This is a genomic window from Candidatus Falkowbacteria bacterium (assembly GCA_018674305.1).
GTDB lineage: Bacteria > Patescibacteriota > Patescibacteriia > UBA11705 > JABHMO01 > JABMRF01.
This window is the reverse complement of sequence record JABHAL010000005.1, coordinates 1-7,929: the sequence shown is the minus strand read 5'-3', so window position 1 is coordinate 7,929 and position 7,929 is coordinate 1. Positions and strand designations below refer to the sequence as shown.

At 36.4% G+C, this 7,929-nt stretch carries 16 protein-coding genes; 4 read left to right on the top strand and 12 right to left on the bottom strand.

The window, feature by feature from the left end; all coding sequences use genetic code 11:
* On the bottom strand, positions 1-191 hold a 191-nt coding region (locus HN643_02845; GenBank protein ID MBT7500582.1), incomplete at its 3' end, for an FAD-dependent oxidoreductase.
* Between the two features lie 355 nt (positions 192-546).
* Here HN643_02845 and HN643_02840 point away from each other — a divergent pair.
* The 4 genes from HN643_02840 to HN643_02825 are packed head-to-tail and all read left to right on the top strand — an operon-like array spanning position 547 to position 1,682.
* The gene (locus HN643_02840) at positions 547-813 is read left to right on the top strand and encodes a hypothetical protein (protein ID MBT7500581.1); all 267 of its coding nucleotides are present in this window, start codon (positions 547-549) and stop codon (positions 811-813) included.
* Between the two features lie 23 nt (positions 814-836).
* Positions 837-1,022, top strand: coding sequence for a hypothetical protein (locus HN643_02835; GenBank protein ID MBT7500580.1), 186 nt, complete (start codon positions 837-839; stop codon positions 1,020-1,022).
* A gap of 35 nt (positions 1,023-1,057) precedes the next feature.
* Positions 1,058-1,330 (top strand): hypothetical protein, encoded by a 273-nt coding sequence (locus HN643_02830; GenBank protein MBT7500579.1) that lies wholly within the window; start codon positions 1,058-1,060, stop codon positions 1,328-1,330.
* Between the two features lie 49 nt (positions 1,331-1,379).
* A complete protein-coding gene (locus HN643_02825; protein ID MBT7500578.1) occupies positions 1,380-1,682 on the top strand; it encodes a hypothetical protein in 303 nt (100 codons plus the stop codon).
* A gap of 55 nt (positions 1,683-1,737) precedes the next feature.
* Here HN643_02825 and HN643_02820 read toward each other — a convergent pair whose 3' ends face one another.
* The 11 genes from HN643_02820 to HN643_02770 form a co-directional block, all read right to left on the bottom strand.
* Positions 1,738-2,172: a hypothetical protein gene (locus HN643_02820; protein ID MBT7500577.1), complete on the bottom strand. Its 435-nt coding sequence runs from the start codon at positions 2,170-2,172 to the stop codon at positions 1,738-1,740.
* Between the two features lie 27 nt (positions 2,173-2,199).
* Positions 2,200-3,378, bottom strand: a complete 1,179-nt coding sequence (locus HN643_02815) for a hypothetical protein (GenBank protein ID MBT7500576.1) — start codon at positions 3,376-3,378, stop codon at positions 2,200-2,202.
* Positions 3,379-3,416: 38 nt separating this feature from the next.
* The gene (locus HN643_02810) at positions 3,417-3,719 is read right to left on the bottom strand and encodes a hypothetical protein (protein MBT7500575.1); all 303 of its coding nucleotides are present in this window, start codon (positions 3,717-3,719) and stop codon (positions 3,417-3,419) included.
* A 42-nt stretch (positions 3,720-3,761) separates the two neighbouring features.
* Positions 3,762-4,172: an HIT domain-containing protein gene (locus tag HN643_02805; GenBank protein ID MBT7500574.1), complete on the bottom strand. Its 411-nt coding sequence runs from the start codon at positions 4,170-4,172 to the stop codon at positions 3,762-3,764.
* Positions 4,173-4,176: 4 nt separating this feature from the next.
* Positions 4,177-4,719, bottom strand: coding sequence for a DUF84 family protein (locus HN643_02800; protein MBT7500573.1), 543 nt, complete (start codon positions 4,717-4,719; stop codon positions 4,177-4,179).
* A gap of 25 nt (positions 4,720-4,744) precedes the next feature.
* Entirely contained in the window at positions 4,745-5,230 is a 486-nt protein-coding gene (locus HN643_02795) for an HD domain-containing protein (GenBank protein MBT7500572.1), read from the bottom strand.
* Positions 5,231-5,232: 2 nt separating this feature from the next.
* Complete coding sequence (locus HN643_02790) at positions 5,233-5,745, bottom strand: class IV adenylate cyclase (protein ID MBT7500571.1); 513 nt, start codon at positions 5,743-5,745, stop codon at positions 5,233-5,235.
* Positions 5,746-5,760: 15 nt separating this feature from the next.
* Positions 5,761-5,997, bottom strand: coding sequence for a hypothetical protein (locus tag HN643_02785; GenBank protein ID MBT7500570.1), 237 nt, complete (start codon positions 5,995-5,997; stop codon positions 5,761-5,763).
* On the bottom strand, positions 5,973-7,256 hold the full coding sequence (locus tag HN643_02780) for a hypothetical protein (GenBank protein ID MBT7500569.1): 1,284 nt from the start codon (positions 7,254-7,256) through the stop codon (positions 5,973-5,975). The genes HN643_02785 and HN643_02780 overlap by 25 nt, the downstream gene beginning before the upstream one ends.
* 9 nt (positions 7,257-7,265) lie before the next feature.
* Positions 7,266-7,418, bottom strand: a complete 153-nt coding sequence (locus tag HN643_02775) for a hypothetical protein (GenBank protein ID MBT7500568.1) — start codon at positions 7,416-7,418, stop codon at positions 7,266-7,268.
* A 156-nt stretch (positions 7,419-7,574) separates the two neighbouring features.
* A complete protein-coding gene (locus HN643_02770) occupies positions 7,575-7,889 on the bottom strand; it encodes a helix-turn-helix domain-containing protein (protein MBT7500567.1) in 315 nt (104 codons plus the stop codon).
* Between the last annotated feature and the right edge of the window lie 40 nt (positions 7,890-7,929).

Here is a 7,929-nt window from a genome sequence, read left to right as displayed (position 1 = left end):
TCGTCAACTTCAACTGCGACTGAATACACGAAATATATCATCTGGTATTTCTTTCTTGAATCTATGGCTCGCTTAGTTATAGTGAATGCTTTAATCTCTGAAACTTTTAAATCTAAAATCACTGCAATTTTGTTTTGCAGTTCATTTTCACTATGCGTGATTGGAAGGGAGATTTGTTGAATTGAAAGCATTTATTGTTTAATTTTAGTACATTATAATTAATAATGACGAAATAAGGTCAAGAGCTTGGCAACACTTGTCGTGGAGTTAAATGTAATTAATTCTAGGATGTAAATGTTCATAATTATTGTATTTAGCCACCTGGTCCTGAAAGGGCCAGGCTAGGTTTTGTAAAGGCTACTAAAGTAGCCTGAAGAGACTTAGCCCCATTTATGGGGGTTTAGAATATAATAGCCTAGGGTTTTCAACCCCAGGTGGCTAAGTAAGTAAAATTTAACTCATTAATATTGCAAAGGTGTTGAGCTATTACGTAACTCTTGACAAAAGCAGGAATTTTTTCTATAATAAATTGTTCTTTAGATTTGAATGAAAATGGGGGCCGAAATGATTTTTCTATATATTTGTATCGCGATTCAAATGATTGGCTGGGCTTGGTTCTCTTGGCGAGGCGGAAAATTGTCAGACCGAGAGTTCATTGTCTTTACCCTTTCCATGGTTGGCGGACAGGTTGCAGTAGGAGTTGAAACTGCTATTGCCCATGCCTGGGGCGCACTGACAATGCAGACATATTTTTTTCTGTTTACTTCAGTTGCTGGAGTTCGACGATATTTGCAGATGAGAAAGTTGTCATAATAAAGAAACAATGGAGGTGTTTCATGGAACCTGTAATTGGTGGCGTTCTTTTTATTCTGGTTGTCGGATTGATTATCATTTTCGGGGGGAATCAAGAAGATGTTCCGCGGGATGAAATGGGTCGACCAATGAAGGCCTGCTTTGGCTCGCGAGGCACTCGGTTTTGCTGGGTGCGTCAGAGTTCTCCAACAGTAGATCAGGATAAGTAGTTAGACATAGTAATTAATACAAACTGGAGGTTAAGATGCCTAACATCGAGATGTATGGTTTTCAGGAAGTGCAGGCTGCTGGCGTTTCGGCTATGATTGCCAAACTGTTCGAGAACAAGTCGTATCGTGATGAGTACGTATTGACCGTGGTTTTGTCTGAGGTCACGGATCATCGCAATGTCCACCAGCCGTATCTGCGGTTGGTCTCCACCCCGAATGATCATATCGAGGACATCATCGAGGAGCTTCGCAAGCTCAAGTTTGACGTCGAGGTGATGATTCTTACTAAGTTCATTCCCAAGGAGTGACAACTGTTAATCAATTCACCTTGAAAAAAATAGATCAAAGGAGTTGATCATGAAGATGAAGTTTCGTTTCATTTCAACAGAGTATGATGTAGATCGGATTTCGGTTCCGTTTTATGAGCCTGATGAACCGCTTGGTCCGATACTTACAAAGGCCATTCGGGACGTGTTTGACGGCACGAACTGTCCGTACTTCACCCACATCACAGCGGATGATGGAGCAACCGGCTATATTGCGGTTTGTTCTCAGGAGTTGACTGATACTCAGATTAACCTCGTCCATGATGTGTGGTGGGAAGTCTGGGCTAACGAGGAAATCGGAGACAAAGATGTTTTCGAATTCGAGGTTGCTTAGAACTTAATTTCACAGGGCGTTGACTCAATGAGTTGACGCCCTTTTTTTATATAATTTATTTTAATAATTCTTTTAGTTCTTCAAATGCTTGTCGGGCACTTTTCACTACACTAAGATCTGTTTCGTCATGGCAAATCGACTCAATGTCCCAACCAATAATATTATGGATTTTAGTTAAATTTTCTTGTACTTTTGCAAAAGCTTCATTAGACAATAGCAGGCTTTTACTGGGTGGTTTTTCTGTGTTCTTTTTCTCATTATATAAATATCGTTGTTTGGGAACTTTAAATATATTTTCGATTTCATCCATTGCATTTTTTGAGTCCTTGACTATTTGAATTTCTTCCGTGTCTGTACACATAGAACCTAGATCCCAAGTAATTAAATTGCGTACCTTAATGGTAAGTTGATGAATTTTTTGTAAAGCTTGAGCGGAGTATTCTTTCGGGCTTTCTGACCCCGCTGGGCCATCTTCAAATTTTTTCGTCATAGTTTTTATTGGTTATAAAAGGATTATTTAATCTGCGGGGTGTTTTTTATATTTTTTTACTTCAGCTTGTAACTGTTTCAACTCATTGGTAGCTTTCACTTGTTGTCTGATTTTGTATATTTCGTTACGTTTCTCTTTGTTTTTACTTTCAACTTGAAACATTGTTATAGCAATTCGGAGTATCCCCTCTGTGGATTTATCTTCTGATTCGGAAATTTTTTGAGCGAGTTGTTGTAGGCCTTTTTCTAGGTCAGTGCCTTTTTGAAATTCAGGTTGCTCACTTATAACCTTGTAAATATCGTTTGCAGACATTTTTGGTTTGATTTTATCGGCTACGTTTCTGAAAACTTTCTGTCCACGTTCGAGGTTATTTTTAAATTCATTTTCATAAATTTCTCCCACGTCATCAACGTCTTCTTCTGTTATTTCACCTGTTTCTATTAATCTTTGAATATCAGTGATGTCATAGTCCCTGCCCTCATGTAGCTTGTAATACAAAACTTTTCCTGGATGGGATAAGTTAATTTTTTGATCATGAATTTTTAATGGTTGTGGTCTGGCCCATTTTTCTGGAATAGTGACGCCGGCTTTTCCTAATGGTTCACCTTCTTCATTTCTTTCAATAATATGAACATCAACGAAATTTAGTGCTTTGTCGTTGCGAACTTTGCCGTTTTTATCTATGGCGGCAATAAGCATATGTTCGGTGTCAGAATCGTGAAAATTTTCATGGTCTACGCGTCTAAGCACTTTATTGCCTGTTTTACCGTCAGTTCTAGATAAAAAGAAGCCGTAACCTTTTGCTAATAGTTGAGCTTCAAGTTCAGCGAGTTCGCTTTGTTCAACTGATATATCGACATCTTTGTGGTTGCCAATATAATTATCGGGATTATTCCCAGCACCGTTTAAAAAAGAAATATTCAAAGCACCGTCTAAATGCCAATTTAAATCTGAACCTTCAAATGCTTCACCAAGTTCGACAATTCTTTGATTCATGTCTCTGATCTGCTCTGGCGTTGGTGGTTTGCGTTTTTTAGAGACTTTATCTATATTGCTTTCAGCAAAATCTTCCCAAGGTGGTTGATATTGCTCATGATATTTTTCTCGAATTTTAGAGGCTTTTCGTTGTTCTTCTGTTAATATGCTTTCGGCTTTCTTGGATTCTGCTTGCGATGGCATAAATTGTTCGGGCTTTGCGCTATTCATGATAGTTCTATTTAAATTGAAAAGTTATATTTAGTGATTTATTGAGCAACTTCTTTTTTGAATTTAAAATATGGGCCGTCAACACCTCCATTAACACCATCTGTGCTACTGACAGGTTCTTCTACTGTTTCAAGTTGAAAATGTGGGAATTCAGAATTGAATTCTGTAGCCGCACTTAATATTTGCTCTTTGCTCGCACCAGATCTGGCCAGTGACCAGACTAAATATTTGGCAAAATTCTCAGGATCCATAGTTGATCCTTCCATGTCCAACATTTCTTGTTTAAGAGAGTTAAAGGTAAGACCTTGGTTTTGTTCAGTTGTAGGTTCTTTTGGTTCCATAGATTTTAGTTGTTAATTGTGTGCTTATTTAAAGTTTATCCTTTAGTTTACCCCAGGAAATAGTTTTTGCCACAGTTCGTCATTATCTACTTTTATTTTTTTAAATTTTGGCCATGTGTCCAAACTATCATTCTGAAATCTTGGAAGTAAGTGGAAATGAAAATGAAATATTGATTGTTGTGCATCTTTACCGCTTGCATGCATTAAGTTTATTCCAGTTGCCTTTATGGATTTTTGGTATTCAATGGTTAGGAATTTTGTAGCTTTTGTTAATTCACAAAGAATTTTTGCTGGAATGTCATACAAATCTTGAAAATGTTTTTTTGGAACTATAAGTGTATGACCATGAACTTCAATTTTTTTTGGTAAAAAACAAAGTACATCTCTATTTTCGTAAATGATTTTAGCGGGTTTTTTCTTGGTAATGATTTCACAGAATATGCAATTGTCCATATCGTTAATTTATGTTTTCATTATAAAATTCAGGTGATTGAAAGCACGCCAAAGCGCATTTAGTAGCGTCTTTGAATTCATCAACTCTGTTGTATAAGCCTTTTGATAAAATTCCGTTTGTCCCGTCATAATGTCTAATTTTTCCTTCAGTATCGTTCAATAGCGATTTTATTAATGGACCAAGTTCTTGTCCCTCGTTAATTTTTTCTTGAATAAAAGCTGGAAGAATCATTTTGGCACTTAAGCCAATTCCGGCTTTTCCTTCATTGTTGATAATTACTACAGCTCCAGCCAAAAACATACCATAATTGTTGGTATTAACATAACCCTCCATTCCAATACAATAATCAGCAGTAGGATATTTATACTTCGCATGTGTCGCTCTGTTGAGTGCTCCCTTTATTCCTTCCTCCTCTGAGAGCGGTTGTTCCGAAACGTCGGAAGAAAATTTTTCGTTGGTAATTTCTAAATTCGAAAAAACTTGCTCAAAAACATCTTTAATCGCTTGGGTTTTGGCTTGGTTTTTGGTACCAATAATTATTTTCATATAGTTTTTTAGAAAAGAGTTTTGGTTAGTCGGAAAATTGTTTCAATAATTCAAACGATTTATCCGTCATCATTTTTAGAAAAGCAATATCTTCGGCTTTTAGTGGAAAGGTTCCATGTTTAAGTATGATTTTAATTACATCTAAATCAAAAATACTGAATTTGTCAGCTAATTGAAATATTTTGCCCTCAGCAGTTTTTGGTTTGCCTTCGTTGCCGTGGTTCAAAATGCAGTCTTTAAGTATTTCATCAACTTCATAACCTAATTCTTTCAATATTGGAATTGCAAAATTTGCATGAGTGCCAGAATTTTTTGAATAGCCAATATCGTGTACCCAGCCAGCGATTTCAAATACTTCACTTCTAATATTTAATTTCTGGGCAATTAATTTTGCAACTTGCCCAACTTTTTCTGAATGAACCACCAAAAACTCCCTTTGGTCGAGGGGGTTGATTTCAGTGAGTATTTTAAGCGCAAGTTTCTTTGCGTCTGCTGAAGTTAAAGTTTTCATAGTTATTTTTGTAATAATAAATCACTATACGAACCTGAAATTAAATTATCTTTAGGGATGTTAAATAAATCAAGGTAGTGTTTGCATTGTTCTAGCAGTTTGTCGCTACCAATACTACCGTCACTATCAATTGCTTCAATCTCAATAAATTCACCTAAGTCAGTTACTGTATCGATATGAAATTTTACATTATCAATAAAATATATTTCTCTTTTTTTATCCACAACCACTAAAACTCCTAATGCAGTTGTTAGAAGTTTTTTTAGTGTTGATTTTGGCTCAGATTTAAATAAAATTACATTAGATTGCTTTGGGCCTGCTTTGTCTTCTCTTTGATAATGGATCAGATAATTTTCAATTTTTCCTTCTCTTAATTTCAATCTCCCAACATTTATTTTAAAATAGGTATCAATCTGATGATCAATACCTTTGAAATCAGCACTCTTCGATTTTAGTATTACTCTAATCTCTTCCTGATTGCTGGATTTTGCTTTTATTTCTATGTTTTGGTGCATAATATAATGGATAGCCTATTTTCCAAGTCGTTTTTTAATTCTTGTTAAGTCTGTTTTTAGTCTATTTTCCCACTCAAGCAACCTATTTCTTCTCGTGTTCTTTTCAGGTGAAACGCTGGTCCCTGTGTAATAAGATTGAGTATCTAATTTGTATTCAACATCTCTGAGTGATTTTGTTAGCCCGGTTTCGTCAAGGTCTGTAATAAGTAATTCCTCCAGTTTTCTCCTCAGGCCGTCACTGCTGGTTGCCATAGATACAGGCCATTCTCGGCTACGGATTTTTTAATTATATCGGTCAGTGCTTCTGGTGTGAATTTTTGTTGGGAGCCTTGTATTTCAAGGCCTTGTTTTTCTACTGAAGTTAGTAGTGCGTCGAAAGAAGTGACTCTTTGAATTTCGCTAGCCACATTTACCTCAGACTCTGGGGCTTTGTTTGTGACATTGGATTCTGCTTTTTTAATAGCTTTGTCTTTTGTTTGTTTTGCTTTTAGTTTTACTAGTGCTTCCCGAAGCCCATCTTCTTCCGGGACTTTTTCTGCTGGAAGATCTCCTCGGGAAAACATCAGGGACAAATTTATTATCGATTCTGGAGACATGGTAACTTCCCCTCTTTGTATTCCGCCACTTTTTTCTACTGCACGAAAAATATCAGCAAGCCTATTTGCTGAGAGCAGTTCATTTCTCAAGCTAGGAGATTCTTCTGGTTGTGTTGGGCTGGTTTCTGTCGAAATTGTTTTTTTTGCTACTGGTTTCGGTTTTTCTTGCCCTTCTTCTGTTCTGTTCATTAAGTCAACAAAACTAGCAGCTTCTTCGGGATTGAAAGAGTAACTGACCTCTGTGTCTCCCCATTTGTCTAATTTATCAATAGATACGTTTCCAGTTGCTATATTGATAGAGGAAACAGAATATTTGCCATGGTCAAGGGAGGCTCCTTTGGTTACGTGAAATTCAGTTCCAACTTTTAAATTATGTTTCTCGAGTGCAGTTTTCATTTCTTCAAGTTGTTCGGTTTCTTTGGAGGCCTTTTCTGCATGGCCTGCCTGGATACCTGTTGTAGCTTCTTGAGTCATTTCTACCACCTTTTTAGCGGATATTTGTCCTGAGTCAATGAGTTCCTGGAGTTTTTCTCTAGCAGAACTGCCGTCATTTTCGAACTCGACATCTGTATCATATTTTACCATTACGGGCCGATCTCTGAGTTGTTCGCTTTCTTGGACCAGTTTTTGAGCTTCGTCCAGAATTTTTTGCCTCTCTGGGTTTTGAGAAGGATTTTCAATCCCAGTTTCTGTTGCAGCTTGCTCAGTGGTTGATCTGAATTCGTTCAATGCTTGAATTGCTTCAGGGTTTTGTTGCAACCCCATTTGGCTTATTAGTGTTTCCGCGTTGGCGAGAGAGTCTGATGTTGTTTTTTTAATTTGAGCTATAAGTTCTTCCCTTGTCTTTGGAAAAGAAATGAATTGGCCTTCTTTTGCCTTTTCTGGTTGTGATTGTTGTTGTTCAAACTTTGGCATATTTACAATTTAAATACTATTAATATCATTTCTAATATTTTCAATTTCTTGGGAGCTTTCTTTGTGTTTAATTCTTTTGATCGTTTGACCAAGTTTTAGTTTCCCTTTTTTCAGTTTTTTAAGGAAGTCTACGTATTTTTTTGTGAAGGTGTTATTTTTCATATTTTATTTTGGGAAATAGTTAGTTGAATTCCATTATATTATACCAGACTGCGGGATAAAATCAATTAAAAAACAGCACCATTTTGGTACTTGTTTTTGTGCTATTAAGGTGAATTACTTTTGTTTAAATGAGATTTTCTGGCTCATTTTTGGATTTTAGATTTCCTTTGGGGTTTGATCTTTTGGATTTGAATTCACCAAATCTGAGTCTGGGCTGAACTTTTTTGTCCGAATTTTCCACTTGTCCACATATTGACCGATACCGCGTTGTTCCATTTTATTCTTGACAGTTATGCGGTTTTGTGACCATTCTACAAGACTTTCGAAGTTAACCTTGTATCTTGATTGTACCACAATATAACGTAATTCCTGACGTTTTATAGCTCTTCTGATTGTATGTTGATCTACCCCGAATAGTCTGGCTGCTTCAGAAACTGATACTCGAACGGGGTATTTTGGCTTATTTTGCATAATACTGATTACTGATTTATACTGATGTACTGATTGATTT

What these genes read in the sequence shown, in the direction of transcription:
- HN643_02800 (MBT7500573.1), bottom strand. Translation starts at nt 4,719, where the DNA reads ATGAAAATAATTATTGGTACCAAAAACCAAGCCAAAACCCAAGCGATT.
- HN643_02825 (MBT7500578.1), top strand. Translation starts at nt 1,380, where the DNA reads ATGAAGATGAAGTTTCGTTTCATTTCAACAGAGTATGATGTAGATCGG.
- HN643_02790 (MBT7500571.1), bottom strand. Translation starts at nt 5,745, where the DNA reads ATGCACCAAAACATAGAAATAAAAGCAAAATCCAGCAATCAGGAAGAG.
- HN643_02830 (MBT7500579.1), top strand. Translation starts at nt 1,058, where the DNA reads ATGCCTAACATCGAGATGTATGGTTTTCAGGAAGTGCAGGCTGCTGGC.
- HN643_02835 (MBT7500580.1), top strand. Translation starts at nt 837, where the DNA reads ATGGAACCTGTAATTGGTGGCGTTCTTTTTATTCTGGTTGTCGGATTG.
- HN643_02775 (MBT7500568.1), bottom strand. Translation starts at nt 7,418, where the DNA reads ATGAAAAATAACACCTTCACAAAAAAATACGTAGACTTCCTTAAAAAA.
- HN643_02805 (MBT7500574.1), bottom strand. Translation starts at nt 4,172, where the DNA reads ATGGACAATTGCATATTCTGTGAAATCATTACCAAGAAAAAACCCGCT.
- HN643_02840 (MBT7500581.1), top strand. Translation starts at nt 547, where the DNA reads ATGAAAATGGGGGCCGAAATGATTTTTCTATATATTTGTATCGCGATT.
- HN643_02795 (MBT7500572.1), bottom strand. Translation starts at nt 5,230, where the DNA reads ATGAAAACTTTAACTTCAGCAGACGCAAAGAAACTTGCGCTTAAAATA.
- HN643_02780 (MBT7500569.1), bottom strand. Translation starts at nt 7,256, where the DNA reads ATGCCAAAGTTTGAACAACAACAATCACAACCAGAAAAGGCAAAAGAA.
- HN643_02770 (MBT7500567.1), bottom strand. Translation starts at nt 7,889, where the DNA reads ATGCAAAATAAGCCAAAATACCCCGTTCGAGTATCAGTTTCTGAAGCA.
- HN643_02785 (MBT7500570.1), bottom strand. Translation starts at nt 5,997, where the DNA reads ATGGCAACCAGCAGTGACGGCCTGAGGAGAAAACTGGAGGAATTACTT.
- HN643_02815 (MBT7500576.1), bottom strand. Translation starts at nt 3,378, where the DNA reads ATGAATAGCGCAAAGCCCGAACAATTTATGCCATCGCAAGCAGAATCC.
- HN643_02810 (MBT7500575.1), bottom strand. Translation starts at nt 3,719, where the DNA reads ATGGAACCAAAAGAACCTACAACTGAACAAAACCAAGGTCTTACCTTT.
- HN643_02820 (MBT7500577.1), bottom strand. Translation starts at nt 2,172, where the DNA reads ATGACGAAAAAATTTGAAGATGGCCCAGCGGGGTCAGAAAGCCCGAAA.